This is a genomic window from Corallococcus praedator (genome assembly GCF_003612125.1).
GTDB classification, from domain to species: Bacteria; Myxococcota; Myxococcia; order Myxococcales; family Myxococcaceae; genus Corallococcus; species Corallococcus praedator.
In genome coordinates this window covers 1-26823 of the sequence record NZ_RAWI01000016.1, presented here as the reverse complement: position 1 = coordinate 26823, position 26823 = coordinate 1, and the positions used below count along the sequence as shown (strand labels likewise).

Annotated in this window: 23 protein-coding genes; 10 read left to right on the top strand and 13 right to left on the bottom strand. The window is 70.4% G+C overall.

The features are described 5' to 3' along the window. Window positions 1-15: 15 nt before the first annotated feature. Window positions 16-1434 carry a hypothetical protein gene (locus tag D7Y13_RS03855; RefSeq protein ID WP_158620271.1) on the top strand — a complete coding sequence of 473 codons (1419 nt, stop codon included), beginning with the start codon at window positions 16-18 and terminating at the stop codon, window positions 1432-1434. Window positions 1435-1491: 57 nt separating this feature from the next. Here the strand turns inward: D7Y13_RS03855 and fumC are convergent, their stop codons facing one another. Then, complete coding sequence (fumC, locus tag D7Y13_RS03850) at window positions 1492-2889, bottom strand: class II fumarate hydratase (RefSeq protein ID WP_120582340.1); 1398 nt, start codon at window positions 2887-2889, stop codon at window positions 1492-1494. A 222-nt stretch (window positions 2890-3111) separates the two neighbouring features. Here fumC and D7Y13_RS03845 point away from each other — a divergent pair, with 222 nt between their 5' ends. Beyond that, the gene (locus D7Y13_RS03845; RefSeq protein ID WP_233595297.1) at window positions 3112-3594 is read left to right on the top strand and encodes an MOSC domain-containing protein; all 483 of its coding nucleotides are present in this window, start codon (window positions 3112-3114) and stop codon (window positions 3592-3594) included. On the opposite strand, the gene D7Y13_RS03840 is transcribed toward D7Y13_RS03845, so the two are convergent. After that, window positions 3595-4161, bottom strand: a complete 567-nt coding sequence (locus tag D7Y13_RS03840; RefSeq protein WP_120531375.1) for a Uma2 family endonuclease — start codon at window positions 4159-4161, stop codon at window positions 3595-3597. A 252-nt stretch (window positions 4162-4413) separates the two neighbouring features. On the opposite strand from D7Y13_RS03840, the gene D7Y13_RS03835 reads away from it, so the two are divergent. Further along, window positions 4414-4965, top strand: coding sequence for a PDC sensor domain-containing protein (locus D7Y13_RS03835; RefSeq protein ID WP_120582341.1), 552 nt, complete (start codon window positions 4414-4416; stop codon window positions 4963-4965). A gap of 28 nt (window positions 4966-4993) precedes the next feature. Beyond that, window positions 4994-6898: a methyl-accepting chemotaxis protein gene (locus D7Y13_RS03830; RefSeq protein WP_120531377.1), complete on the top strand. Its 1905-nt coding sequence runs from the start codon at window positions 4994-4996 to the stop codon at window positions 6896-6898. Window positions 6899-6929: 31 nt separating this feature from the next. Here the strand turns inward: D7Y13_RS03830 and D7Y13_RS03825 are convergent, their stop codons facing one another. Continuing rightward, window positions 6930-7289, bottom strand: a complete 360-nt coding sequence (locus tag D7Y13_RS03825) for a PspC domain-containing protein (protein ID WP_120531378.1) — start codon at window positions 7287-7289, stop codon at window positions 6930-6932. Between the two features lie 271 nt (window positions 7290-7560). On the opposite strand from D7Y13_RS03825, the gene aceB reads away from it, so the two are divergent. From aceB to D7Y13_RS03810, 3 genes are all read left to right on the top strand, one after another. After that, the gene (gene aceB, locus D7Y13_RS03820) at window positions 7561-9183 is read left to right on the top strand and encodes a malate synthase A (RefSeq protein ID WP_120582342.1); all 1623 of its coding nucleotides are present in this window, start codon (window positions 7561-7563) and stop codon (window positions 9181-9183) included. Window positions 9184-9246: 63 nt separating this feature from the next. After that, complete coding sequence (gene aceA / locus D7Y13_RS03815) at window positions 9247-10533, top strand: isocitrate lyase (RefSeq protein ID WP_120582343.1); 1287 nt, start codon at window positions 9247-9249, stop codon at window positions 10531-10533. A gap of 229 nt (window positions 10534-10762) precedes the next feature. Continuing rightward, complete coding sequence (locus D7Y13_RS03810) at window positions 10763-11170, top strand: hypothetical protein (RefSeq protein ID WP_120531381.1); 408 nt, start codon at window positions 10763-10765, stop codon at window positions 11168-11170. Between the two features lie 34 nt (window positions 11171-11204). On the opposite strand, the gene D7Y13_RS03805 is transcribed toward D7Y13_RS03810, so the two are convergent. From D7Y13_RS03805 to D7Y13_RS03790, 4 genes are all read right to left on the bottom strand, one after another. Further along, the gene (locus tag D7Y13_RS03805) at window positions 11205-11447 is read right to left on the bottom strand and encodes a hypothetical protein (RefSeq protein ID WP_120531382.1); all 243 of its coding nucleotides are present in this window, start codon (window positions 11445-11447) and stop codon (window positions 11205-11207) included. Window positions 11448-11529: 82 nt separating this feature from the next. Then, window positions 11530-11868 carry a hypothetical protein gene (locus D7Y13_RS03800; protein ID WP_120531383.1) on the bottom strand — a complete coding sequence of 113 codons (339 nt, stop codon included), beginning with the start codon at window positions 11866-11868 and terminating at the stop codon, window positions 11530-11532. Between the two features lie 24 nt (window positions 11869-11892). Further along, on the bottom strand, window positions 11893-13179 hold the full coding sequence (locus tag D7Y13_RS03795) for a TIGR04013 family B12-binding domain/radical SAM domain-containing protein (protein WP_120582344.1): 1287 nt from the start codon (window positions 13177-13179) through the stop codon (window positions 11893-11895). Window positions 13180-13266: 87 nt separating this feature from the next. Next, the gene (locus D7Y13_RS03790; protein ID WP_120582345.1) at window positions 13267-14187 is read right to left on the bottom strand and encodes a LysR family transcriptional regulator; all 921 of its coding nucleotides are present in this window, start codon (window positions 14185-14187) and stop codon (window positions 13267-13269) included. 90 nt (window positions 14188-14277) lie between these two features. Here D7Y13_RS03790 and D7Y13_RS03785 point away from each other — a divergent pair, with 90 nt between their 5' ends. Then, entirely contained in the window at window positions 14278-15336 is a 1059-nt protein-coding gene (locus D7Y13_RS03785) for an alkene reductase (RefSeq protein ID WP_120582346.1), read from the top strand. 3 nt (window positions 15337-15339) lie between these two features. On the opposite strand, the gene D7Y13_RS03780 is transcribed toward D7Y13_RS03785, so the two are convergent. From D7Y13_RS03780 to D7Y13_RS03770, 3 genes are all read right to left on the bottom strand, one after another. Then, window positions 15340-16209 (bottom strand): type VI immunity family protein, encoded by an 870-nt coding sequence (locus tag D7Y13_RS03780; protein ID WP_233595298.1) that lies wholly within the window; start codon window positions 16207-16209, stop codon window positions 15340-15342. A gap of 53 nt (window positions 16210-16262) precedes the next feature. After that, complete coding sequence (locus D7Y13_RS03775) at window positions 16263-16847, bottom strand: hypothetical protein (protein WP_233595299.1); 585 nt, start codon at window positions 16845-16847, stop codon at window positions 16263-16265. A gap of 314 nt (window positions 16848-17161) precedes the next feature. Then, window positions 17162-18178, bottom strand: a complete 1017-nt coding sequence (locus D7Y13_RS03770; RefSeq protein WP_120531388.1) for a polysaccharide lyase family 20 protein — start codon at window positions 18176-18178, stop codon at window positions 17162-17164. A gap of 375 nt (window positions 18179-18553) precedes the next feature. Here D7Y13_RS03770 and D7Y13_RS03765 point away from each other — a divergent pair, with 375 nt between their 5' ends. Next, window positions 18554-19579, top strand: coding sequence for an arginine N-succinyltransferase (locus D7Y13_RS03765; protein WP_120531389.1), 1026 nt, complete (start codon window positions 18554-18556; stop codon window positions 19577-19579). On the opposite strand, the gene D7Y13_RS03760 is transcribed toward D7Y13_RS03765, so the two are convergent. Next, window positions 19563-20600: a lasso peptide biosynthesis protein gene (locus D7Y13_RS03760; RefSeq protein WP_120531390.1), complete on the bottom strand. Its 1038-nt coding sequence runs from the start codon at window positions 20598-20600 to the stop codon at window positions 19563-19565. The two genes, D7Y13_RS03765 and D7Y13_RS03760, sit on opposite strands and share 17 nt — an antisense overlap. 65 nt (window positions 20601-20665) lie before the next feature. Between D7Y13_RS03760 and D7Y13_RS03755 the strand changes: the two genes are divergently transcribed. Further along, window positions 20666-23812: an ABC transporter substrate-binding protein gene (locus D7Y13_RS03755; protein WP_120531391.1), complete on the top strand. Its 3147-nt coding sequence runs from the start codon at window positions 20666-20668 to the stop codon at window positions 23810-23812. An 11-nt stretch (window positions 23813-23823) separates the two neighbouring features. On the opposite strand, the gene D7Y13_RS03750 is transcribed toward D7Y13_RS03755, so the two are convergent. Both D7Y13_RS03750 and D7Y13_RS03745 read right to left on the bottom strand, forming a co-directional pair. Further along, window positions 23824-26037 carry a hypothetical protein gene (locus D7Y13_RS03750; RefSeq protein ID WP_120582348.1) on the bottom strand — a complete coding sequence of 738 codons (2214 nt, stop codon included), beginning with the start codon at window positions 26035-26037 and terminating at the stop codon, window positions 23824-23826. A gap of 74 nt (window positions 26038-26111) precedes the next feature. Beyond that, window positions 26112-26765, bottom strand: coding sequence for a DedA family protein (locus D7Y13_RS03745; RefSeq protein WP_120531400.1), 654 nt, complete (start codon window positions 26763-26765; stop codon window positions 26112-26114). Between the last annotated feature and the right edge of the window lie 58 nt (window positions 26766-26823).

The following is a 26823-nucleotide window of genomic DNA, read 5'->3' as shown; positions in this document are numbered from 1 at the left end:
TGGGGGATGGGCTGCGTGGAAATCCCTCCCTTCGATCCCGAACCGGCCTGGCCGGCCCAGCAGGTGGGCACCGCGTTCCTGGTGCGGGACATCATCCCCGGCGGTGGCTCGCTATTTCCGACGGAGCCCTTCCATGGCTACCGCCTGGGCGAGGCGCTCGACGTGGCGGGCACCCTCTACTTCACGCGCTTCGACCTCGTCGGCGATGAGGGCTGGCGGCTCTGGAGGAGTGACGGAACGCACGCCGGCACCCGGGTCGCGGAAGGTCCCTGGTCCGCGGGGGCCCTGCTGTCTGCCCAGCGGCTCACCCTCGTGAATGGAAACCTGGTCTTCGCCTCCCCGCTCAGCGCCTCCACCCAGCCTCCCTTCCGGCTCTGGCGTTACGACATCGCGTCCGGAAACGCCGAGGCCCTGACGCCCTACCAGGACCTGGCGACGGACAGGGACGGCGACGTGGCCCTGGAGCTGGCGCCCCTGGGAGCAAGGGCGTTGTTCGGGGTGAAGGAGGGCGAGCAGGGCGCGCTCTGGATGACCGACGGAACACCCCAGGGGACGGCGCGGGTGAAGACGGGACTCGGCTCCGAGGCCCCCGTCCGGTTGATGCCGGTCGGCTCGCGGATCTTCTTCGCGGTCCGCGAGTCCGAGGAGCACCACGCGTTGTGGGTGAGCGACGGCACCGCCGCTGGCACGGTGAAGGTGAAGTCCCTGTCGGCCCCGGCGAACTACCATTTCGTCCAGGCGGGCACCGCCCTGGGCAACCAGCTCCTCTTCTGGGTGTCCCACTTCCCGGCGGACAACAGCGACATGCAGTTGTGGCGCAGTGACGGCACGGCCGAAGGCACCACGCCCGTCAGCGACACCACCGCCTCCAATGCCGACCTCTCGCGGCACGGGCCGGGTGTGGTCATGGGAGGGCATCTGTTCTTCGGCCGGTGGGCCCACACGACGGACCGGGCCCAGGAGCTCTGGAAGAGTGACGGTCGGTCGATGGAGCGGGTGGCCAGCCTGGGCAAGGCGGCGTCGAACCATGGCGTCACCCGACTCACCGTCCTGAACGACCTCGTGCTGTTCTGGGCGGAGGAAACCACGCCGGCCTCCGTCCTCTGGCGGACGGACGGCACCGAAACCGGCACCCTGCCCCTGATGAAGTCCCCCGTGGAGGTGGACGCATACGGAGGGATGTGGCCGCCCTCGGTCCTCGCGGCGAGCCGTCCGGGAGGTCCCCTTCTCTTCGCCGCGGCGGACGCCGAGTCGGGGACGGAGCTGTGGCGCACGGACGGCACGGTGCAGAGCACGGTGCGCATCGCGGACCTCGCGCCGGGCCCGGACTCGTCGTCGCCGGGCGGGTGGTTCATGCCCTCGGGAGACCACCTCTACTTCCCGGCCTGGACCCGGGAGAGCGGCCGTGAGCTGTGGGCCCTTCCGATGCCGTGACGCGTGCCTCCCGCTGAAGCGGGAGGCATGTGCCCCAAGGCCCGGAAGGCGCCGCGCCTACAGGTTCCCGGTCATCTTCTCCGGGCGGACCCACTGGTCGAACTGCTCGGGGGTGACGAGCCCCAGTTCCACCGCCACTTCCTTCAGCGTCTTGCCCTGCTTGTGCGCCGTCTTGGCGATCTTCGCCGCGTTGTCGTAGCCGATGTGCGGGTTGAGGGCCGTCACCAGCATCAGGCTGCGCTGGAGGTTCTCCTGGAGGCGGGGGAGGTTCGGCTCGATGCCCACCGCGCAGTTCAGCCGGAAGCTGCGCATGCCGTCCGCCAGCAGCCGGCTGCTCTGCAGGAAGTTCTGGATGATGAGCGGCTTGAAGACGTTGAGCTCGAAGTTGCCGGACGCGCCGCCCAGGGAGATGGCCACGTCGTTGCCCATCACCTGGGCCGACAACATGGTGAGCGCCTCGCTCTGCGTGGGGTTCACCTTGCCCGGCATGATGGAGCTGCCCGGCTCGTTCTCCGGGATGTTGATTTCACCGATGCCCGAGCGCGGCCCGGACGACAGCCAGCGGATGTCATTGGCCACCTTGAACAGCACCGCCGCCAGGCCCTTGAGCGCGCCGTGCGCCTGCACCAGCGCGTCGTTGGCGGCCAGCGCCTCGAACTTGTTGGGCGCGGTGACGAAGCCGTGGCCCGTGAGCCTTGAAATCTCCGCCGCCACGCGCTCGGCGTAGCCCGGGGGCGCGTTGAGGCCGGTGCCCACGGCGGTGCCGCCCAGCGCCAGTTCCAGCAGGTGCGGCAGCGAGGCCTCGATGTGGCCCTTCGCGCGCTCCAGTTGCGCCACGTAGCCGCTGAACTCCTGGCCCAGCGTGAGCGGCGTCGCGTCCTGCAGGTGCGTGCGGCCAATCTTCACGATGGACTGGAACGCCTGGGACTTCCGCGCCAGCACGTCGCGCAGGGCCTCAAGCTCCGGCAGCACGTGCTTCACCACGGCCTCCACGGCGGCCACGCTCATCGCGGTGGGGAACACGTCGTTGGAGCTCTGCCCCTTGTTGACGTCGTCGTTGGCGTGGACCTTGCGCGCCTCCCCGCGCTCGCCGCCCAGCAGCTCCGAGGCGCGGTTGGCCAGCACCTCGTTGCAGTTCATGTTCGTCTGGGTGCCGCTGCCGGTCTGCCACACCAGCAGGGGGAACTCCTCCTCGTGCTTGCCGGCGAGCACCTCGTCCGCGGCCTTCACGATGGCCTGGGCCTTCTCCTGGGACAGCGACCCGTTCTCCTGGTTCACGAGCGCGGCGGCCTTCTTCACCAGCACCAGCGCGTGGACCAGCTCCGGGGGCATGCGCTCATTGGAGATGGCGAAGTTCTGGCGGCTGCGCTGCGTCTGCGCGCCCCAGAGCCGGTCGGCGGGGACTTCGATGGGACCAAAGGTGTCCTTCTCGATGCGAACATTCTTCGTGCTCACGGTGAGGCCTCCCCAGCAGGGAACAGCGATGTCCAGGCGCCGGGCCCCCTCGCGAGGCGGGAGTCGCACGGCGTCGCTGCCGCGATAACACCCCCGCCCCGGCGCGGCAGGCCCGAGTGGAGGACGGATGCCGCATCTCCAACGGTCGGGGCCTGGGAAGGCAGGCCCGTGCAGCCCTGCCTGCCCCTCACACGCGAAGCGCGCGGGCGTTAGTGTCGCGCCGTGAGCACGCCCGCCGGCACCATCCGCGCCCTCTTCCTGGCCCAGGAGCGCAACACCCCCATGCGCCAGGTCCCCGAAGCCCGGGCCGTGGAGCAGCACGGCTTCGAGGGCGACCGTCACCAGCGGCGCGCCGTGGGGCACAAGCGCCAGTTGCTGCTCGTGGACGAAGCCCAGCGGGCCGCGCTGGATGTGCCCGCGGGCGCGCTCAAGGAGAACGTGCTGGTGGAAGGACTGGCGCTGGATGCGCTGCCACCGGGCCAGCGGCTGGCGCTGGGAGGCGAGGTGGTGGTGGAGCTGACCGAGCCGTGCGTGCCGTGCTGGAAGCTGGATGCGCTGCGCCCCGGACTGCTCCAGGAGAGCTGGGGCCGCAGGGGTCAGCTCGCCCGCGTGCTGAAGGCGGGCACCGTGCGCGAAGGCGACCCCGTGCGCCTGTTGGACGTGAACCCGGACGCGCCCCGCATCATCCGGCCGAAGCTGCCCTGATCACCGGCTCCAGAGCCTGCCCAGGTTCAGCGGCACCGCGTCGAAGGGCTCGGCGTCCACGGTGCCAGAGCCCAGGTGCACGCCGAACAGGCGCCACTGGCCATCCCGCAGTCGGTGGATCTCCAGACCCTCCGCAAGCGGATCGATGAACCACAACCACTCCACACCCTCACGCGCGTAGACGCGCATCTTCGGGCCCCGGTCCCAGGTCCGTGTGACGTCGGACACCACCTCGCAGACCCAGTCCGGCGCCAACAAGAAGAACGGGACGTCGGGCAGTTCGGGCATCCGTTCGCGCCGCCACGCCGCGACGTCTGGCACCAAGGCATCACCTGGGTGTGGGAAGCGAAGCTCCGGTGCATCCAGGACGAGCCATCCTCCAGGTCCGTTCCGCCCCAGGTCGAAGGCCCCATCCAGCCAGGCGCCCAGCTTCGTCGCCGCCCGCGTGTGCCGGGACGCTGGCCGGGGACTGATGACCAGGGCTCCCTCGATGAGTTCACCCACCTTCGTCGGCGGCACACCCTCCAGGTCGGCATACGTCGCCGGCTTCCTGTCTCCATTGCCCATGCGCAGGAGGATGCTCCCTACCCATGACGTCCTCAAGCACATGGTAACCCGGGGCCATGGATGGGAGCAGGAAGGCATGCCCGCGCAGCCCCGTCCGCCTTCGTACGCAGCCCGCAAATCCAGAGGGTGGACCCATGCAGGCAAAACACGTCTACCGCGAATAAAACAAATCAATGCTCGCCTGCGTGACGGTGGAAGCGCATCCGTGACACACTTTTTTCGACTGTTTTTCACGGTCTTGGGGGAGTGTGGATGTCCATGGTCTGGATGGGATTGGCGGCGGCGGCCTGGGGGACGCTGCCTCCGGACGGTGTCGCGCAGCTCCGGAAGGTGGACGCGGTGATGCCGGAACTGCGGCGTCTGGCGGGTGACCCGGAGGTGGTGCGCGCCATCCGCGCCCAGAACGCGCGCCGCGTTCCCTTCGCCGCCATCCAGCGCCACGACGCGGAGTGGATGGCCACCCCGGCGCTCACGCCCTTCAAGCAGACGGTGCTGGAGGCTCCCTGCGCGGGCGCGCTCCAGCGGGCGCAGAAGCGGCTGGGACAGGCGATGGCGGAGGCCTTCACCATGGACGGCCAGGGCGCGCTGGTCTGCGCCAGCCGGCGTACGTCCGACTACTGGCAGGGGGACGAGGCCAAGTGGCGCCTCACCTATGCCGGAGGCCGGGGCGGGCCGGAGCTGCGGGAGTCCCCCTTCTTCGACGAGTCCTCGCAGGCCTACGTCATCCAGGTCTCCCTGCCCGTCCGCGACGGCGCCCAGGTCATCGGCGCGCTCACCGTGGGCCTGTCCCTGCTCGACCTCTGATCCGCTCACCGCTCCCCTGGATGCTCCCATGCGCCTGCTGTCCGGCTTGAAACTGAGGGGTCGCCTCACGCTGTGGGTCTGCCTGCTGCTCATCGCCGCGCTCACACCCGTCGTCGCGGCGGGCGTCCACGTCATCCGTCGGACCGTGGGGCTGCAGATCCACGGCGTCCTCCAGGTGGAGGCCGAAGGGCTGCGCGACCTCGTGGAGTCCTCGCTGCACGAGCGGGAGGCGAACGCCCGCGCGTGGACGGAGGACGCCATCGTGCGCGGCGCGCTCCTGTTCGGCACCTACGCGAAGAGCGACGCGGTGCTCGCCACCCTGAACGGCCGGCACGCGAGCTTCGCGGGGCTGGTGCTGTTCACCGAGGACGGCCGCGCGGTCTCCGTCAGCCGGCCCGAGCTGCGCGAGGCCTTCGAGGGCCACGAGCGCGACGTGCTCGCCTCTCCATGGTTCCAGGCCGCGCTGGAAGACCGGTTGGATCCCACCGCCCTCACCCGCGCCATCACCCGGACGGACCCCTTCTTCGGTCGCCCGGTGATGCCGCTGGCGCTGCCCGTGCTCAGCCCCATCTCCGGCGCGCGCGTGGGCGTGCTCCTGGCGGCGTATGACTGGAACCAGTTGGAGCAGGTGGTCGCGGGCGCGCTCCAGCGCTCCCGGGAACGGGGCCAGCGCAGCTTCACCCTGGAGGTCCTGGGCCCGGACGACGGACAGCTCTACAGCTCCAGGGCCCGGAACGTCCCCGCGCCGCTCCGGACGGTGCGGGCCCAGGCCGTTGACGACACCCGCGGCACCGGGGCCGGCCGCCACTGGCGCTTCGTCGCGACGGTGGACGAGGAAGAGGCCTTCCAGCCCCTGAGGAACTTCCTGAAGCTCAGCGTCCTCGCGGTGGCCGCGCTCCTGCTGCTGGCCGCCCTGGCCGCCTGGGCGCTGGCGCGCGGGGTGACGCGTCCCATCACCACGCTGAGTGGCCTCGTGTCCCGCGTCGTGCGCGAGGGGGACCTCACCCAGAAGGTGGCGCTGCACGGACGCCAGGACGAAGTGGGCGAACTTGCCTCCGCCTTCGCGCGGATGATGGACCACCTGCGTGAATCCACCGCCAGCCTCCAGCAGGGCACCCGGGTGCTGGGACAGACCGTGGCGGAGCTGACGCGCGCCACCGAACAGCAGGAGCGCAACCTCACCCAGCAGACCGCCGCGCTCCAGGAGACGCAGGTCACCGCGCAGGAGATCCAACAGACCTCCCAGGTGGCGGCCGAACGCTCCCAGGCGGTGCTCGGACTGGTGGCGCGGGCGCGTCAGGCGGGCAGCGCCGGAGAGACGACGCTCGGGGCCAGCCTGGACGGCTTCGAGGAGCTGCGCGACCACGGGGTGCGCCTCGCGGAGGGCATCTCCTCGCTCAACGAGCGCACGCAGCAGATTGGCGGCATCACCCAGACGGTGAAGGACCTGGCGGACCAGTCCAACATGCTCGCGCTCAACGCGGCCATCGAGGCGGTGCGCTCCGGCGAGCACGGCAAGGGCTTCAGCGTGGTGGCCCGGGAGATCCGCAGCCTCGCGGACCAGTCCATCCAGGCCACCGGCCGGGTGCGCGACATCCTGGATGACATCCGCGGCGGCATCCACGCCACCGTGGCGCTCTCCGAGGAGGGCCAGCGCCGCTCCGAGGCGGGGCTGGCCCAGGTGCGCGCCAGCGGTCAGAGCCTGCGCGCGCTCACGGACATCATCCAGGACAACGCGTCCGCGGCCCAGCAGATCGCCGCCGCCGTCATCCAGCAGAACGCCGGCATCGCGCAGATCTTCACCGCCGTCACCGACCTGTCGCGGATGATGGACGACACCCTTGAGGCCATGCAGGGCACCCAGCGGATGACGCACACCCTGCGCGGCGTGGCCGAGCGGATGGAGACCGTGGCCGGCGTCTGGCGCGTCTAGCGGACCGCGCGCCACCAGACGAAGCCGGGCCTCAGACGCGGCGCTCCCAGCGGGGGGCGTCGTCCTCCACGGGCGTGTTCGCCACCCGGGAGACCCAGTCCAAGAGCCCCTGCAGCGGCGCCTTCGCTCCGGCCCGCGCCGGCGTGAAGGCCCAGACCAGCAGGTAGAGCAGGAAGCCCAACCCGGACGACGCGAACAGCATCACCACGAACGCCAGCCGCACCCAGGTGACGGACACCCCCATCCCCCGGGCCAGCAGCGAGCACACCCCCAGCACCGAGCGCCCCTCTCCCCGGTGCAGCGGCGACGCGCCCGGGCGGCAGTGCGGGCAACCCGCCGCATCCCGGGACAGCTCCGTCGAACAGGCTCCACAGCGTGTCGTGACGTCCATGACCTGACCTCTCCGTCGCGCCCCCGCTTGGCGACATGGGGGCCTCATCCCTACCTACGGAGGCCACACCCGGTGATTGCCGCCCCCAGGACCTGGGATTCCGGGGGCTTGCGTCCCGGTGCGTCAGTGGATTTACAAGTTTAATCCGCTGGGTGTTGACAGCCTTACAGGCAAGCAGCTTCTAATTCACCAAGACTTCCCTTCCACAGACGGCAGGGGCATCTTTCAGCCCATCAGACCGCCTTTACAACGCATCTCGTCAGGAGCCGTCATGGACGCCAACACCTCCCAGACCCCGCCGACTTTTGGTCCCGGCGTGAGCATCGAGGGGGGCTGGCACCCGGATTACGCGGCAGTGCTGACGCAGGAGGCCATGGCCTTCGTGGCGAAGCTGGTGCGCACCTTCGGTGAGCGGCGCGAGGCGCTGCTGGAGCGGCGCAAGAAGGTGGCGGAGGGCTGGCGCAAGGGCGAGCGCCCGCACTTCCTTCCGGAGACGGCGGACATCCGCAAGGGCGACTGGACGGTGTCCCCGGTGCCGGCGGACCTCCAGGACCGGCGCGTGGAGATCACCGGTCCGGTGGACCGCAAGATGATCATCAACGCGCTCAACTCCGGCGCCAGCGTCTTCATGGCGGACTTCGAGGACGCCAACAGCCCCACCTGGGACAACGTGGTGCGCGGCCAGGTGAACCTGCGCGATGCCGTGCGCAAGTCCATCTCCTTCACGGCGGAGAACGGCAAGCAGTACGCGCTGAACGACAAGCACGCCGTCCTCTTCGTGCGCCCGCGCGGCTGGCACCTGCCGGAGCGCCACGTGCGCATCGACGGCAAGCCCATCTCCGGGTCGCTCTTCGACTTCGGCCTGTTCTTCTTCCACAACGCCCGGGAGCAGTTGAAGCGCGGCACCGGCCCGTACTTCTACCTGCCCAAGATGCAGAGCCACCTGGAGGCCCGGCTGTGGAACGACGTGTTCCACCTGGCCCAGAGCGAGCTGGACATCCCGCGCGGCACCATCAAGGCCACTGTCCTCATCGAGACGCTGCCGGCCGCGTTCGAGATGGACGAAATCCTCTACGAGCTGCGCGAGCACTCGGCCGGCCTCAACTGCGGCCGCTGGGACTACATCTTCAGCTTCATCAAGACGCTCCAGTCGGACGCGTCCGTGGTGCTGCCCGACCGGGGGCAGGTGACCATGGACAAGGGCTTCCTCAACGCCTACTCGCAGCTGCTCATCCAGACCTGCCACCGCCGGGGCGCGCACGCGATGGGGGGCATGGCCGCCTTCATCCCCATCAAGGGTGACGCCGCCGCCAACGACGCGGTGATGGCCAAGGTGCGCACCGACAAGCAGCGCGAGGCGAAGAACGGCCACGACGGCACCTGGGTCGCGCACCCCGGCCTCGTCCCGGTGGCGAAGGAGATCTTCGACGCGCAGATGAAGGGCCCGAACCAGGTGGGCAACAAGCGCGAGGACGTGCGCGTCACCGAGGCGGACCTGCTCCAGGTGCCCTCCGGCACCCGCACGGAGGAGGGCCTGCGCCACAACATCCGCGTGGGCATCCAGTACACCGCCGCGTGGCTGGGCGGCCTGGGCTGCGTGCCCCTCTACAACCTGATGGAGGACGCGGCCACGGCCGAAATCTCCCGGGCCCAGGTGTGGCAGTGGATCCACCACGGCGCCACGCTGGACGACGGCCAGAAGGTCACCCTGGAGTTGTTCCGCAAGCTCCTCACGGAGGAGATGGCCCAGCTGAACCGCGAGGGCGTGGCGGAGCGCTACGGCCAGGCCCACGTGGAGAAGTCCCGCACCCTCTTCGAGCAGCTGTCCACCGCGCCCGCCTTCGAGGACTTCCTCACCCTGCCGGCCTACGCGGCCCTGGATGCGAAGTCCTGATGTCTCACTTTTCCTGAAGCCTTTTCACACCCCTTCACCGCAGCACCCTTGAGGAGTCCTGGCATGTACGACGCGACGCCGACCACTTCCGATGCCTCCCCTCACGCGAAGCTCCACGCCAAGCGCTTCGAGGGAATCACGCGCACCTATTCCGAGAAGGACGTGGAGAAGCTGCGCGGCTCCATCCGCGTCAGCCACACCCTGGCGGAGATGGGCGCCCGTCGCCTGTGGGAGCTGCTGCACACGGACGAGTACATCAACGCGCTGGGCGCCCTCACCGGCAACCAGGCCGTGCAGATGGTGCGCGCGGGTCTGAAGGCCATCTACCTGTCCGGCTGGCAGGTCGCCGCGGACGCGAACTCCGCCGGGCAGATGTACCCGGACCAGAGCCTCTACCCGGTGGACAGCGTCCCCACCGTGGTGAAGAAGATCAACAACGCCCTGCGCCGCGCGGACCAGATCGACCACGCGGAGGGCCGCAATGACCGCTACTGGTTCGCGCCCATCATCGCGGACGCGGAGGCCGGCTTCGGCGGTCCGCTCAACGCCTACGAGCTGATGAAGGGGATGATCGAAGCGGGCGCCGCGGGCGTGCACTTCGAGGACCAGCTGGCCAGCGAGAAGAAGTGCGGCCACATGGGCGGCAAGGTGCTGGTGCCCACCAGCCACTTCGTGCGCACGCTGACGGCGGCGCGCCTCGCGTCGGACGTGATGGGCGTGTCCACGCTGCTGGTGGCCCGCACGGACGCGGACAGCGCCAAGCTGCTCATGAGCGACGCGGACGAGTACGACCACGCCTTCATCGACAAGGCGGCTGGCCGCACGGCGGAAGGTTTCTACCGCATCAAGGGCGGCCTGGAGTGCGCCATCGCGCGCGGCCTGGCGTACGCGCCGTACGCGGACCTGGTGTGGTGCGAGACCAGCACCCCGGACCTCGCGCAGGCGAAGGCCTTCTCCGAGGGCATCCGCAAGAAGTTCCCCAACAAGATGCTCGCGTACAACTGCTCGCCTTCCTTCAACTGGAAGAAGAACCTGGACGACGCGACCATCGCGAAGTTCCAGCGCGAACTGGGCGCCATGGGCTACAAGTTCCAGTTCGTCACGCTGGCCGGCTTCCACGCGCTGAACTTCTCGATGTACGAGCTGGCGCGGAAGTACAAGGACCGCGGCATGGCGGCCTACAGCGAGATGCAGCAGCAGGAGTTCGGCGCGGAGAAGGACGGCTACACCGCCACGCGCCACCAGCGCGAGGTGGGCACCGGCTACTTCGACCAGGTCGCCGAGGTGATTTCCGGCGGCAGCGCCAGCACCCTGGCCCTGCACGAGTCCACCGAGGCCCACCAGTTCTAGGCCGGGCGGACGGAATCCCGTTCCTGAAGTGAGGAGGCCGCGTGTCCCCGGGAGAAAATTCCCCCGTGGATCCGCGGCCTTCGCCGTTCCCTGGGCTGCTTCCGGGGCGGGTTTGAACCTGGAAGAAGCAACTTCCCGGGGGCTGGGGCGATAATCGGGAGAACTTGAAGCCCCACAGGCGCGCCCCTCAAAGGAGCGCCACCGACCGGGGCCTTTGACGGGAGCCGCCATGAACCGCATCACGTCCCTCTCCGGTCCTCGGGTGCAGCCGGCCACGACGAACACCTCCACGCCGGTGTCGGGCAGCCGCTTCGGCTCGCTGATGCAGGGCGTGTCCTCACAGGCCCCGAAGGCGGGCGCCCAGTTCTCGGGCGGCTCCGTGGTGTCGTCGGCGCTGGCCCAGATGGGCGCCACGTCGCACGGCTCGCTGGTGGGCACCTACACCGCGTCGGGCGCCACGCCCTCCCAGAACATGCCCGGCATCCAGCAGCCGGCGTCGAACACGTCCGGCGGGGCGGGCCAGCCCAAGAGCGAGGAGCAGCAGGCGCTGGAGGACCTGGCCACCATGTCGGCGGTGACCATGTCCCAGTCCATCCTCCACATGGGCGGCATGAAGATCGACCTGGAGAAGGAGTAGTCCCAGGCGGCCCCGGGACCGCTCCCGGGGCTACTCAGGGCTTCTGCTTGTCGCTGTCGTCGCTGTACTGGTCGCGGATGCCGTCATGCCGGTTCCGCGTGTCCTTCCACGGCTGGTCCACGTCGCTGCGCTGACCGCCGTTCTGCCCGGTGACGTCGTTGAGTTCCTCCGCGCGTCCCTCCGCGGGCACCTTGTCGCCGTCCTCGTCGGGGTCCTTCTGCTTGCTTGGATCCAGCGGGATGCCGGCGCTCTTGTTCAGATAGTCCTTGGGGTCCATGCCGTCGCTCCTCCCTTGAATTCCAAAGGTGGTGACGGTCCCCTCGCGCTGGGAGCGGCCGGGCAGCCGGGCTCCCCTCCCCTCAGTTGAGGTACTTGGGGCGCGCGGGCGTGGCGGGCGTCTGGTCCTTCATCATCTCCAGGCCCTGGCGCGTGAGCATGAAGCGCACGGTGCCGGAGCCGCGCTCGGTCTCGATCTCCGCCTCGAAGGCCGGCCCGGCGATGCCGCCCAGGGCCATCTCCTTGCGCAGGTTGGTGACCCGGCCGGAGAGCAGATCGCCCGCGACCTCGCGGGAGCCCTCGCCGCGCGAGTACAGCTCATAGGCGGCTTCGTGCAGCGTCATCGCCAGCGCGGGCGTGAGGGGCTGGGAGCTGAAGAGCACGGAGATGAGGAGCCAGTAGGGCGGCGTCTGTTCAGCCATCGTGCGCCATCCTAACGGTTGCGGCTACCGGGCGCGCGGCTGTCTGCGGGCGACGATGGCTTCCGCGAGCGCGCCCTGCTGTTTCCAGTGGCCGTACAGCCGCCCCTGGGACGCGAGCTGGTCCAGGCGCTGCTGGGTGCGCGCGTCCATGCGACCGGGCGGCGCGTCGCGATAGGGCGTGCCGGGCAGCGGCATGAAGGTGTGACCGTGCACGCGCGCGCCCATTTCGGACAGCTTCCGCATCAGGTCCAGCGTGGCGTCCACGTCGGAGGGTTCCTCGCCCGGCAGGCCCAGGATGAAGTCCACGTTGGGCACGAAGCCACCCTCCACCGCGAGGCGCGTCGCGCGCACCACGGTCTCCACGTCGTGGCCGCGCCGGGTGGCCTGGAGGATGCGCTCGGAGCCGGACTGCCCGCCGATGATGAGGTTGTCGTTGGCCACGTAGCGCTTGAGCAGCGCCAGGGCTTCGGGCGTGACGTGTTCGGGGCGCACCTCCGAGGGGAAGGTGCCGTAGTAGATGCGCCCGTCCGGGGCCATGGCCTCGGTGACGGCGGCGAGCAGCGCCTCCACGGCGGCCAGGTTCATCGTCTCGTCGGGCGTGCCATAGGACATGGACGTGGGGGTGATGAAGCGCAGGTCGCGCCGTCCGGAGCGCCGCAGCTCGCGCGCCCAGTGGGCGATGTTGGGCACGGTGCGGTGCCGGAAGCGCGCCTTGCTCATGAAGGGCGTCTGGCAGAAGCGGCAGGCGTAGATGCAGCCGCGCGTGATTTCGATGGCGCCGAACTTCACGTGCCGCGCGGCGAACGGAGGGAAGTCGTCCAGGCGCACGCCCTCGCCGTGGCCGTGCTGCACGAGCTTGCCGTCCACGAGGTGCGCGACGCCGTGCGTGTCGCGCGGGTCCTCGCCCTTGAGCACGCGGGCGAGCAGCGCGCGCAGGGTGTATTCCCCTTCGCCCACGGCGACGAGGTCGAAGCCCGCCTGGAGCGTCTGGAGGGTCTCCGCGGTGGCGTGCACGCCGCCCGCGATGCAGAGCACGTCGCGGCCCTCCAGCCGCTCACGCACCCACTTCAGCTCCTCCACGGAGGGGCCGAAGCTGGCGGAGTAGAAGGACCACGCGGCGACCACGGTGTCGCCCGCGTCCGCGCGCTCCCGCACGGTGTCCAGCAGCGTTTCGCGGCTGCGCGGGAAGTGCAGGGACACGTCCGCGAGCGCGGGGTCCGACTCCACGGCGCCCGCGAGCACGGTGAAGGCGTACTTGCCGGGGTACTGGTAGCTCAGGACGAGCGAGACCTTGCGAGGTGTCGGCGACATGGCGGTGGCGATGTTGCCACAAGGCCCGGGTGTCCCGGGGCCAGGAGAAGTGGCGGAAGGTCCGCGCCGGAGGCCAGGGCCGCGTGCTCACCCGGAGACGTGCCAGGGGGCCAGCTCGAACCGTTCCACCAGCACGTCGATCATCGCGCGCATCGCGGGAGAGGCATTGCGCGCGCTCGGATACAGCACGAAGGCCTGACGGGCCGCGACGAACGGACGCAGCAGTTCCTTCAGCTCCCTGCGCGCGGCCGACCGCGACGCGTGCATCGTCGGGAGCCTCGCGATGCCGACGCCGGCCACGGCGAGTTCGCTCAGCACCTCGAAGCTGTTGACCGCCATGTACGGCTCCAGGGTCACCAGCTCCGTCTTCCGCCCGGAGCTGAAGCTCCACGTCGTGGGCGTCCGCGAGCCCGTCATCACCAGACAGCGATGGTCCGCGAGGTCGCGCGGCCGCGTCGGCGTCCCCGCCCGTCGCAGGTAGGCCGCGCTCGCGTAGACGCCCAGGTACTGGGGCGAACCCAGCCGGCGGGCCATCAACCGCGAATCCGTGAGCGGCCCCACGCGCACGGCCAGGTCGTAGCCCTCGTCCACCAGGTTCACCTGGCGATCCGTCAGGTCCACCTCCACCTTCACCTCGGGGAAGCGCGTGGCGTAGACGGAGAGGACGTCCCCGAGCGCGGCCTGCCCCAGCTCCAGGGGGGTGGTCATGCGCAGGCGGCCGGTGGGATGCGCTTGCAGCTCACCGACCAGGGCCTCCGCGGCGTTCAGCGCGGCCATCGCGGGTGCGACCTCGCGGTGGTAGCTCGCGCCGATGTCCGTCAGCGTCACCGACCGCGTGGTGCGCGACAGCAGGCGGGCGCCCAGGTGCTCTTCCAGGAGCGCCACGCGCTGACTCAAGGTCGACTTGGGAATGCCAAGCGCCCGCGAGGCCCCACGGAAGCTCTTGTGGTCCACCACCGCGACGAAGGCGAGGACGGCGCCGGGGTCCGCCTGGGGCATTGTCCGCATGGACGGACAGTCTGTCTGTGTCTTCCCGCATTGTCCAAACCCTCGCGGGCCCGCAGATTGGGGACACCCACCGGCCACAGGAGCCCGTCCATGGACCTCTTCTCCCCCTATCGTCTGGGCACGCTCGCCCTCCCCAACCGCGTCGTCATGGCGCCCATGACCCGCAGCCGCGCGATTGGCGGCCTGCCCAACGATTTGATGCGCGCGTACTACACGCAGCGCGCCTCCGCGGGTCTCATCATCACCGAAGGCGTCGCGCCATCTCCGAACGGGCTCGGCTACGCGCGCATCCCCGGCATCTTCTCCGCCGAACAGACGCAGGCCTGGCGTCCCCTCACCGACAGCGTCCACGCGGCGGGAGGACGCATCTTCATGCAGTTCATGCACGTGGGCCGCATCGCGCACGCCCACAACCTGCCGGCCGGGGCCCGCGTGGTGGGACCGAGCGCCGTGGCCGCGGACTCCAAGATGTGGACCGACCAGGAGGGCCTCCAGCCCATGCCCGTGCCGGAAGCGATGAGCGCCGCCGACCTCACCCAGGCCCGCGAGGAGTTCGTCCAGGCGGCTCGCAACGCCGTCGCGGCGGGATTCGATGGCATCGAGTTGCACGGCGCCAACGGCTACCTGCTCGAGCAGTTCCTGCACCCGCACTCCAACCGGCGCCAGGATGCGTACGGAGGCAGTGTCGAGAACCGCGCCCGCTTCGTCGTGGAGGTCGCACAGGCGACGGCGGAGGCCATCGGCGCCGAGCGCGTGGGCATCCGGCTGTCTCCGTACAACACCTTCAACGACCTGCCGGCGTACGACGAGGTGGAGGCGCAGTACACGACGCTCGCGCGAGGACTGCGCGGGCTGCTCTACGTGCACGTCGTCGCGAATCCGCACGCGGGCTTCGGGACGACGCTGAAGGCCCTGCGCGCCACCTACGAGGGGCCGGTCATCCTCAACGGCGGCATGGACCGCGAGCGTGCCCAGGCCGCGCTCGATGCGGGGCAGGCCGACCTCATCGCCTTCGCCCGGCCCTTCATCTCCAACCCGGACCTCGTGCAGCGTCTCCAGCAGGGCGCCACGCTCGCGACGCCGAACCCCGCGACCTTCTACACGCCGGGGCCCGAGGGCTACGTGGACTACCCGGCGCTGGCGGGGTGAGCGTCAGAGGAAGCGGCGCTCCCAGCGGCGGACTTCCTCCGGGGAGAACCCGCCCCACTCGCCCCATTCACCCGGGTGCGCGTACAGCCAGGGCTCCAGCACGCGGGCCAGCTCTCGGTAGTGCGGAAGCGTGTCTCCGGTTTCCAGGTCGCCGGCTTCGGGCACGGGCCCCAGGGACACCACCGCGCGCTCGGGTGAGAGCGACTGGACTTCCGTCGCGGGGGAGTGCAACCGCGCGCGAAGTCCTTCCGCTCCGCCCAGTGCCTCCAGCACGGGCGGGCCCAGGAAGGTGAGCCATGAGGGGGGCCGCACCCGTGTGCCCAGACACATGGCCAGCTTCCGGAGCCACGGCAGGTCGAAGCCCGGGTGGCGCAGGCACGCCTCGAGCAGGCCCGGGCTGAGGGCTGGAACCCAGCCATGAACTTCGAGCGACAGGCCGGCATGTCCTGAGGCCCAGGGCAACTCACGCCCCAGTTCGAGGGCCAGTGAACGCACCCACTCCGGACCTCGATCCTCCAGGAACTCGATGGGCAGCCAGAACTCAATTGCGCAGGTGCTCTGCGGATGGTCCTTGAGGAAATTGGGCGTGTCACTCCCCCGGCCGTTGTACCGGAAGGACACTCCGGTGGCGGAGTCGGGCCGTTCGGCCAGTTCCACGAGGGCGGAAGAGCCCAATAACTCGGTCCGGAGAACGGCCTCTCCTTTCGCATCCAGCTCTGGCCAGTCCCCCGAGGCATTCACGTACCAACCCAGCCGTCGCGATCCGAGCGATCGCCGGTAGTGCTCCAGCGCTCTCCACACGGCGGGGGCAATCACCTCATGGGAAAGCGGTACGTAGAACGCGATGCACACACCCTCGCGCACGAGGACCACGGTCTCGCCCTCGATATCAAACGTTTTACGGACCCTTGGCACTGGCGCGGTCATCACGGGGTTCCAAGGTTGGGATAGATCAGGCTGGGGCGTCGAGCACTGCCCAGTAACTGCTGGTAGATGTCGTTCTGCCACTTATTGGCAAAAGGACCTTCGGTATAGCGGTCCCAGCGAGGCGGATTGGTCACCGGACACGGGAACTTGAAGTCGTAGACGGCCTGGACACTGAGCGGGTTTCCGAGCGCGTGCAGCACCACATCCGGGACGATGCTCCCCACCAGCAGGTGGAACTGCCCGTCCGCCAGCCACTGGGCCACTTCTCGCGGATCCAGCCACCGCGTCTGCCCTGTCCTCGAATCCTTCAGGTAGCGCGGCTCCAGGCTGAAGCGCCCCGCGTCCGTGGCCCCCAGCACCCGCTGCACGCACTCCAGCGCCGCCGCGTGCTTCTCCTCCCCCAGCTTCATCCCCCACGTCACCCCCGGCACTTTCGGGTCCACAGGCGTCTTGCACAGCTCCGGCGAGGTCCGTCCTCCCTTGCCCAGGAGCCGCTCGTTCACCTGGGAGTTGGCCTCCTTCGCGCACTCCAGCAGCACCCGCTCCACATGGGCCACCTCCGCGGCCTCCCACAGGCGCAGCATCGCAGCCGCCTGGCCCGCCCTTGCCGCCGTCCGCGACAGTCATGGCAGGACAGCGTCGCGGCCTACCTGGGATGCACACGAAGGATGGCGCAGACAGCCGCTCGTCGCGGAGTCCACGGTCTGCTCATAGCTTGAGGGCGCTCGGACCTCCGCACCCGCGCACGCGGTCAGCAGGAGGCAGCACAGCAGCGACATCGGTCGGGGAGGAGTCCTCACACCGCGCCTCCTCGCATGGAAGCGCGGACCCCTTCAACCCATCCCGTGAATCACCTCCCGCCCCGGCGTGCCGGAGCGGGAGGCACTTCCCATGCGTCTCAGCTCCGACGGCGACGACGCGAACCCATCAGCCCCAGCAGGCCCAGCAACGAGAACGCCGCCAGCGACCCACCGCTCGCCGAACATCCGCCCCGGTAGAGTTCGTCACCCTCTTCATCCAGCGGCGACGGCTTCACCGCGGTGTCCGGCTGCGCGCCACCCGTGCTCGGGCCCGCGTCCACCGTGCCTCCCGCCGACGTGCCCGCGTCCACCACCGGGTCCGGCTCCACCGGCGTGCCCGCGTCCACCACCGGGTCCGGCTCCACCGGAGAGCCCGCATCCACGACCGGATCCACCGGCGTGCCCGCATCCACGACCGGATCCGGCTCGGGCTCCGGCTGCACCACCGGGAACACGTCCGCGCGGCTCGTCGCCTGGATGAAACCGTCGTGGTAGACGACGCCCACCGGCTTGATGCTGTCGTCCCGGTACAGGCCCAGCTTCAGGTAGCTGCTCTGGCCGGCGTACATCGTCACGGCCTTCTTCTTGGTCAGCACCTGCACGCCGTTGTGCCACAGCTCCACGAAGCCCACCGCCGGGTCCGGGGACCACTTCGCGTGGAAGATGAACTCGTGCCACACCCCGCGCTTGAGCGGCGTGCTCCACACCGTCCCGCTGTCGTTCACCGTCAGCCGGATGAGCTCGCCCTTGACGAAGAACTCCACCGGCGGCGACCCGCAGCAGCCGTCGTGGTGCCACTGCGTGAAGAGCTGCCACGCGTCCACGCTGGGGAAGTCGTTCGCGAACATCACCTTCCAGCGATACCAGTACTCCGAACCCACCTTCTCCCGGCTCAGGTACACCAGCTCGTTGCGGTTGCCGCTGGAGTTGATGGGATCATCGCCCTGCTTCACCGTCGCCTTCAGCGCGTACTTGCCCTCCGCCACCGGGCTCGTCACCAGCTGGAGCCGGTCCGCATTCACCATCTGGGTCGTACTGAATTGCGAACGGTCGCCCGTCTCGAAATCCCCCCGCCAGACGATATCCGCCGCAGCGAGGCTCGGGAGCAAACACATCGCAAGCCAGAGGTGCAGTGCTTTCAATGATGAATCCTTGAGGGAGGTTGGGGGGACCAGCCAGGGGAGCCAAAAACTTTGACAGCAAAGTTTCGACAAACACTACCTCAAGTCATTCCCCCACTTCATTCCCTCTCAAGTTCATTCCAACATGCCTGACAATAGGGCATGCGGGCAGCCGAGCCCTGGGCCGTTTGAGACATGTTTCACGTCTGGAGCGGCCCGCCCGTACCCACCGAGCGGACGGGAGAGCGGTGTCCTGAACGCAACGCGTCATTGACAGGGGAGCATGCAGGAGGCTGACGGCCCGGGGGCGTGGTGTATGGTCGCGGACCCTTCCGGCGCTCCCTTCCCGGGGTGCCCCCTGCGTGCCCCATGCTCGTGCTGCGAGACGTCCAGAAAACCGACTTGCCCGGCCTGAAGCGGCTTGCCGCGGTGCTGAACACGGTCAACCTGCCGAACAACGAAGAGACGCTCGAGGCCATCATCGACAAGTCGGTGAAGAGCTTCGCCGGCCGGGTGAAGGACCCGTTCGAGCGCGAGTACCTCTTCGTGCTGGAGGACGTGCGCAACAACCTCATCATCGGCACGTCGATGATCATCGCCCAGCACGGCACCTACGACGCGCCGCACATCTATTACGAGGTGAGCGAGCGGGAGCACTACTCCGCCTCGCTGGAGCGCCACCTGCGGCACAAGGTGCTGTCCATCGCATACAACTACGAGGGCCCCACGGAGATTGGCGGCCTGGTGGTGGACCCGCCCTACCGCGCGACGCCGGACAAGCCCGGCAAGCAGTTGTCCTTCGTGCGCTTCCTCTTCATCTCCATGCACCGGCGGCTGTTCCGCCCGCGCGTGCTGGCGGAGCTGCTGCCGCCGCTGCTCCCGGACGGGCGCAGCCTCCTGTGGGAGGCGTGCGGGAAGAAGTTCACCGGCCTCACCTATCTGGAGGCCGACCGGCTGAGCCGCCAGAACAAGGAGTTCATCAAGGAGCTGTTCCCCTCGTCGGACATCTACGCGTCGCTGTTCCCGGACCGCGTGCAGAAGGTGCTCGGCGAAGTGGGCCCGGCCACGCGCGGCGTGCAGCGGATGCTGGAGCGGGTGGGCTTCCGGTACGTGGAGCGCATCGACCCGTTCGACGGCGGCCCGCACTTCGAGGCGGACACGGCCGACATCTCCCTGGTGCGCCGCTACCGCACGCTGAAGCTGACGGACGAGGACTTCGACCTGGAGGGGGATGACGTGCTCGTCGCCGCCGAGCGCGAGTCCGGCCGCAACCGCTTCCGCTCCGTGCGCTGCCACGCCCGGCTGGACAACACCACCATCTCCCTGCCAGCCCGCGCCAAGGAGATCCTCGAAGTGAAGGCCGGCGCGAAGCTGTCCATCATTCCCTTCGAGTAGCGCGCACCACGCGCCAGTCGCCGCGAAGGAGCGCCAGCCAGCGCTCCCCGGCTTCGAGGCCAGGGCCCTCCGGAGCAACCAGCGCCAGCGGCAGGTGCGTGTCCGCGCGCACCGGATCCAACGACGTCGGATCCAGGTCCAGCGTGCCGCCTCCTCGCACCGCCACGCGCACCCAGGCATGCGGCCGCGCGGGGCCGCCGTCCACCACGAGCAGGCCGTGCACCAGCCCCACCCGCTGGCCGCTCGCGCGCGCCAGGGAGGCGAAGCGCAGCGCGTGCGCCAGACACCCTCCGGCCTCGCCCTCCCCTCCTGACCGCCAGTCCGCCGCCGTGGGCCCCTTGTCCGGGAAGGCCGCGTGCACCTTCCGGGAGAGCGCCCGCGCCGCGTCTGGCGTCCAGTCCGTCATCTCCGGCAGACGGTCCGGGACGGGCGCCGTGGGCCGTGCCTGCTTGCTCGGCACGAGCTTCAACGCCCCGTCCACGCCGCCCTCCACCGGCACGCCATCCGCGAAGAGCTCTGGCGGGGTCCGGAGCCGTTCTCCCGGCGCCGCCACCGTGAAGCGGGACTCCCCCACGTCCAGCGCCTGCAGCCTTCCCCGGGCGTCGTAGCTCGCGCGAAAGCGGGCGCCCAGCATCGTGCCCTCGGCGCTCGTGGGGCTTCGCGACGTGACGCAGTGGGGCCCTTCCTGGCCGGACAATTCCTCGCGGCCCTTCACGCAGCCCTCGGGCGGCGGCCCGTGCCACAGCCACAGCGCTTGCGGCACCGCGTCCGCTCCCGCGACGCGCCCCGTGGCCTCCACGTCCAGCGTCACCTCGCGGACCCGCTCGCCCGCGCGGCCCTCGCGCACGTGCAGGTGCCGGCTGGTGTACGTGAAGCGCCCCGCCTCCAGCGACAGCGACACGGTCCCCACCGGCACGCCGCGCCACGCGAAGACAAAACGGGTGGATTCCCCGCTCGCGCGGCCCGTGCTGGCGGGGTTTACCTGGAGCACCAGCATGGCGACGGCGAGGAGGGCCTTCATGCGGGGGCGAGCATGCGTCGAATTGAGGACCGGCGCGAGAAGGCGGGTTAGCGTGCACCCCCTCCATGGGCGCCAAACGATACCTCTTCTCGTTCGGGCTGGCGGCGGCCCTGGTCTCCGCGCTGCTGCTGGGCCTGATGCTGCGCTGGGTGACGGGCTCGCCCGATGACCTGGCCGGGTGGGCGGTGCTGTTCTTCGGCGTGCCCTTCCTGTGGCTGTCGGGCAGCTACCTCGCGTGGTTCCGCTGGGCTTCGGTGCGAAGGCGCGAGCGCCGGGGGCTGATGGCCCGGCTCGCCGAGGGCGACCTCACCACGCCCATCCACCAGGGCTTCGAGGGCCAGGAGGACCTGCGCCGCCTCATCCTCTCCCTGCGCCGCGCCATGTCCCAGGTGCAGCGCGTGACGAGCAACCTGCACCGCACCGGCAACGGCGTGAGCGACCAGGCCCGCGTGCTGCTGGAGGCCGCGCGGCGGCAGGGCGGCGCGGTGGAGCGCACGCTCACCGCCGTGGCCGGCAACGGCACCAGCCTCCAGACGGCCGTCAAGCGCGTGCAGCACATCGAGACCTTCGCCCACGAGACGACGGGCGCGCTCCTGGAGATGACCGAGCGGCTGCACCAGGTGGTGGACGGCCTCACCACCGTCAACGACTTCAGCCAGCGCACCAGCGGCCTCATCCAGGACATGACGGAGCGGCTGGGCCACATCGCCGCGGCGGGTGACGAGCTGGGCCGCTTCGCCAGCGAGGCGACGGAGTTCGTCGGGCTGGTGGAGGGCGGCATCGACGCCGTGCGACGGCGCGCCACCGACACCAACAGCATGGCGCTCGCGGTGACGGCCACCGCCCAGCGCGGCGAAGCACTGGTGGGCGACAGCGTGCAGGGCATGTACCGGGTGGAGGAGACGGTGCGCAAGGCGGCCGAGCTGATGGAGATGCTCGGCACGCGGTCGATGGAGATTGGCCGCATCGTGGACGTCATCCAGGAGATCGCCGACCAGACGAACCTGCTGGCCCTCAACGCGGCCATCATCGCCGCGCAGGCAGGCGAACACGGCCGGCCCTTCGGCGTCGTCGCCAATGAGATCCGCAGCCTCGCCGAGCGCACCACGCGCTCCACGCGCGAGATTGGCACCATGGTCACCGGCATCCGCGACGCGGTGGAGACCGCCGTGGCGCTGGTGCAGGAGGGCCGCGAGCAGGCCACCGCGGGCGTGGCCCTGGGCGACCGCGCGGCCAAGGCCCTGGGCGAAATCCGCACCATCACCCAGCGCACCTTCGCCGCCGTGGAGGCCACCGTCGCGGAGACGCAGCGCCTGGAGGCGCAGGGCGCCACCGTCGTGGAGGCGAGCCAGCGCGTGGCCCGCCGCGTGGAAGACATCACGCGCATGGCCATCGAGCAGTCCGGCAACGCGCGCGACCTCGTGCGCCAGATGCAGGAGATGGGGCGCGTGGGCCAGGGCGCCGCGCAGAAGGCGGAGGCCCAGGCGCGCACCGGGCGCGACCTGTCCGAGGCCGTGATGCGCCTGAGCGCGGCCATCGAGGAGCTGCGGCAGGCCCACCTGGTGCTCACCCGGGGCGATGCGTCCATCCGCGAGGAGGTGGCGCAAGTGCGCGAGGACGCGCGCCGGGTCATCCGCATTGGCGACGGGTTGGATCGCACGGTGGATCAGCTGAGCCACGAGACGGCGAGCCTGGAGGCGGAGGTGTTCCGCTTCCAGCTTCCGCAGGCGCGGCCGGGCGGCACGCTGCGGGTGGGGTTGCATCAGGCGGCGTCCCTGCGCAACCGGCAGGCGGTGGACCCGCTGTTCAGCGTGGAGAACCAGATGGCGGAGCTGTCCGCGTGCGTGTTCTCCGGCCTGGTGCGGCTGGAGGACGGCGTGCTGGTGCCCGACTTGGCCGAGCGCTGGGACGCGGACCCGTCCGCGCGCCGCTACCGCTTCTACCTGCGCCGGGGCATCACCTTCCACGACGGGGCGATGCTCACCGCACTGGACGTGAAGCACCACCTGGAGCGGTTGATGGACCCGGCGGTGCGCTCGCCGGACCGCAGCCTGCTGGAGGACGTGGAGGGCGCGCCGGAGTACTCCAGCGGCCTTGCGCGCGAGGTGACGGGCATCGAGGTACTGGACGAGGGCACGCTCGAAATCCGGCTGCGCGAGCCCAAGGCGTTCTTCCTCCAGTTGATGGCCCTCACGGCCACCGCGGTCGCGAAGGTGGACGCCTCCGGGAAGCTGGTGGGCACGGGCCCGTTCCGCGTCGTGGGCCTGGAGCCGGACCGCGTGGTGCTGGAGCGCAATCCGACCTACTGGCGCGGCGGGATTCCGCTGCTCGACCGGCTGGAGTTCCTCCTGATGGAGTCGCGTCAGGAGGCGGTGCGCCAGATGCTGGACGGACGGTTGGACCTCGTGTCCTTCCTGCCCACCAAGCACACGGAGGCCAAGGGTCTGGAGCTGCACCAGTTGGTGGCCAGCACCACGCCCTCCACCGCGTTCGTGGGCCTCAACCTGCAGGAGGCGCCCTACAACGACGTGCGCGTGCGCCGGGCCCTGCGCGCGGGCATGGACATCCCGGGGTTGGTGGAGCAGTTCCATCCGGGAGCCCGGGTGGCCCGCACGTTCACGCCACCGGAGCTGCTGGATGGCGCGGAGCTGGGCCCCGCGCCCACGACGGACCTGGCGCTGGCGGAACGACTGCTGCGCGAGGCGGGGGTGCGCCGGTTGCAGCTCACGCTGCACCACCCCGCGGGCCGCGACACATCCGCCGAGGACGCGGTGCTCTTCCGTCCGTTGATCCAGGCGGGGCTGCTGGAGCTGCGGCACGTGCAGATGAGCCCGGAGGAGTACCTGCCGCGCCTGCGTGAAGGAAAGGTCCCGGCGTTCCGCACGCTGTGGCTGGCGGACTTCCCGGACCCCGACGTGTTCCTGCACTTCCTGCTCAACTCCAACGCGCAGACGGTGTACCCGCTGGGCTACCGCAACCCGGAGCTGGACCGGCTCACCGCCGAGGCACGCGTGTCCATTGATCCGGAGCTGCGCTCACAGCTCTACCGGCGCGCGGAGATGCTGGCGCGCGAGGACTGCCCGCTCATCCCGCTGTACCACGACCGCACGCACGCGGCCGCGGTGGCGTCGGTGCAGAACCTGCGGCTGCACCAGACGCCGCCGCAGGTGCGCTTCGAGGACCTCTGGGTGGATCCGAGCGCGGGCGGCTGACCGCCGCGCGCTCACGGCACCGTCCGCCGTGTCCCGGACGGGCCGGCGTGGCGCTGGGGCCAGCCCCGGGTCTCCGCGCGCTGGCCCACGGCGTAGGACTCCAGGCGCCAGACGCCGTCGCGCTCAAGCGCCACGTGCACCACCTCGCCCGCGAACACCGCGCCCGCCACCTGCCCGCGGCCCGGCAGTGCGCACATGCCGACCTTGCGGCCGGAGCTGATCCACTCCAGCCAGGCCTGCCGCTGACCACCGGGCAGCTCCGCGTCCGCCAACACGCTCACGGTGCCAAACTCCATCAGCGCCGCTTCGTACAGGGTGCCCGGGAGCACGGGCGAGGGCAGCACGTCCACTTCGTAGAGCGCGTGGCCGTCATCGAAGCTGAAGGAGCGCATCACGGTGCGAAGCTCCTCGCCGGGACACGGGGTGCCATCCGTGCGCTCACACGCGCGCGCGAAGGCATGGCCCACGGAGCCTCCAGGCGTCACCAGCACGGGCTCGGCGAGGGGCGACAGCGTGCGGAGGCCACCATCCCAGTCCAGCGCGACGGGCACGCCGCCATCCTTGTCCACGAAGGCCCTGGCGCCCACGAGCAGTTGTCCGGAAGCCAGGGCCAGGGACGGTGCGCCTCCCGACACCCCGGCATCGAGCGGTTCGAGCACCAGCGCCGAGAGGCCTCCGTCCGCGAGCGCGCTGGGGCCGAAGGACGTGAGGCCAGGGCCGCCATCCAGCCCGGAGCCCGCGTCCACGGAGGCTGTCTCCCAGGACGCGAACGCCAACCGTCCATCCCAGGGCGTGTAGAGGTACGCACCGCGCGTGTCGTCCACGGCGAGCCTCGCCGCGCCGCCGCCATCCTCCTCGGGCCCCAGCGCCAGCGGCGAGCCTCCATCCGCGCTCAGCAGCACCAGCCTGGAGCGCAGGGGCTCCCCCACCGTGCCCGCGTCCGGTGCGTCCCCGCTCCATGTCACGGAGGTGAGCACGTCGCCCTCCACCGTGAGCGCCACGCGGCCCGCGCCCGTGCCGGGCACGCCCTCCGACACGCCTCCATCCGGGCTCGCGTCGGAGAACCCCAGCGACGTGCGCCAGCGCAACGCCCCCGTGCCTCGGGGGGCATACGCCTCCAGGGCTTCCGGTGCGAGCACCACCACGCCCGCGTCCGAGGCCGCGAGCAACGTCCGCGCGCCCCCGTCCTCATACGGTGATTCGAAGCGCAGCAGTCCGTTCTCCGTGTACGCGGCCAGCCGGCAGCCCGCATCCCCTCCGCACACCGAGGCGTAGACCGTCCCGTCGTCCACCAGCAGCACCGGTCCGCCGTCCTCCGCGACAGGCTCGCCGCCCAGCTCCGCGCTGAAGAGCGCGACCAGGTCCCCCGCGTCCGGACGCATGCACTCACCCGCGCTGCACGTGCCCTCGCCCTGACATGGCGTGGCGGGCGCGCAGACGAAGCCGTCCGGCGGCGTCACGGAGCGGCACGTACCACTGAAGCAGACCTGGGCCTCCTTGCAGCTCACCGCGCCGCAGGGGGTGAAGTTGGCGGCGTCCACCTGCTTGCAGCCCTCGTTGCGGTCGCACACGCCCACCTTGCACGGGTCGCGCGGCACGGGGCACTGGACGCTCGCCGTCACGCAGCCCTGCGTCGGCGAGCAACTGTCGACGGTGCACGGGTTGTCGTCGTTGCACGTGCGCGGCTGCCCCACGCAGACGCCCGCCTGACAGCGGCCGTTCTCCTGGCAGCGGCTGCCGGGGATGCACGAGGCGCCGTCGGCCAGCGGGGACTCGATGCACTGGCCGGAGTCCAGGTCGAAGCGCGACTCGCGGCACTCCCCCTGGGGCAGACACGCCAGGGGACGCACGCCCACGCCGGTGAGCTTCACCGTGGCCGTGGTGCGGCCCGCGGTGAGCACCAGCGCGCCCGCCACCGGCGTGCTGCCCGCGGAGAACAGGATGTCCACCGTGCCCGTGCCGCTGCCCGGCACGACAATCTGGGACACGACCACGAAGAAGGGGCTCTCGGTCACCGCCGCCACCTCCACGCCCGAGCGGCCCGTGGCCACCAGCGTCAGCGAGCGGCGCACCTGCGTGCCCTCCAGCACCCGGCCGAAGTCCACCACCGTCTCCTGCGGCCGGAAGCTGGCGTTCGCCCCGCCCAGGTCAGAGTCGTCGCCACAGCGACACCCACCGAGGAGCAGCAACACCAGGAGCCACCAGGGAGCACGGGCACGGAACATGCCCCCGACTCAACCGCGCCACCCCGGGCCCGCGCAACGTGCGCACCGCCCTGCCCGGCCAGCCCCGTCCACTTTCACGGAAGGAAGGGGTCCCGCGAGGACGGCGACTGCTCCACGGGCGACGCACGCCGGCGCGCCAGCGCCCGCACGCCGAACCCCAGCCCCGCCACCACGAGCAGCCCGATGACCGCGTACTGGTAGCGCGACACGAGCACCGTCAGCCGCTCCAGGTTGCCGCCCACCGCCATGCCCAACGCGATGATGAGCCCGCTGTGCGCGAGCGCGGACACCGTGCCCAGCACCAGCGCGTTGAAGCGGGGCATCCGCGCCGCCCCCGCCGCGATGAAGATGACGCCCCGGATGCCGGGCAGGAACCGGTTCACCAAGAGCAGCCACGGACCCGCGCGCCGCATCCGCGCCTGCACCGATTCCAGCCGCGCATGCGTGAGCCCGAAGAACGAGCGCCCTGGCTGGGCCTCGAAGCGCTTCGCCAGCCACTGGCCCACCGCGTAGTTGATGAAGGCGCCCAGCACGCTGCCCGCCGTCACCACCACCAGCACCAGCCACCAGGGCTTCTCACCGCGCACGGCGTAGATGCCGCCCATGAGCACGATGGTGTCCCCGGGAAACGGCGGCACCACGTACTCCAGCATCGCCGCCACGCCGAGCACCAGGAACCCGAAGGGCCCCAGCGCTCCAATCAGCTTGTCGACGTGCTCGATCCACATCATCCGCGCGGCCACCCCTCTGCCCAGGAAACGTCCCGCGCGAGACTTAAGTCTCCTC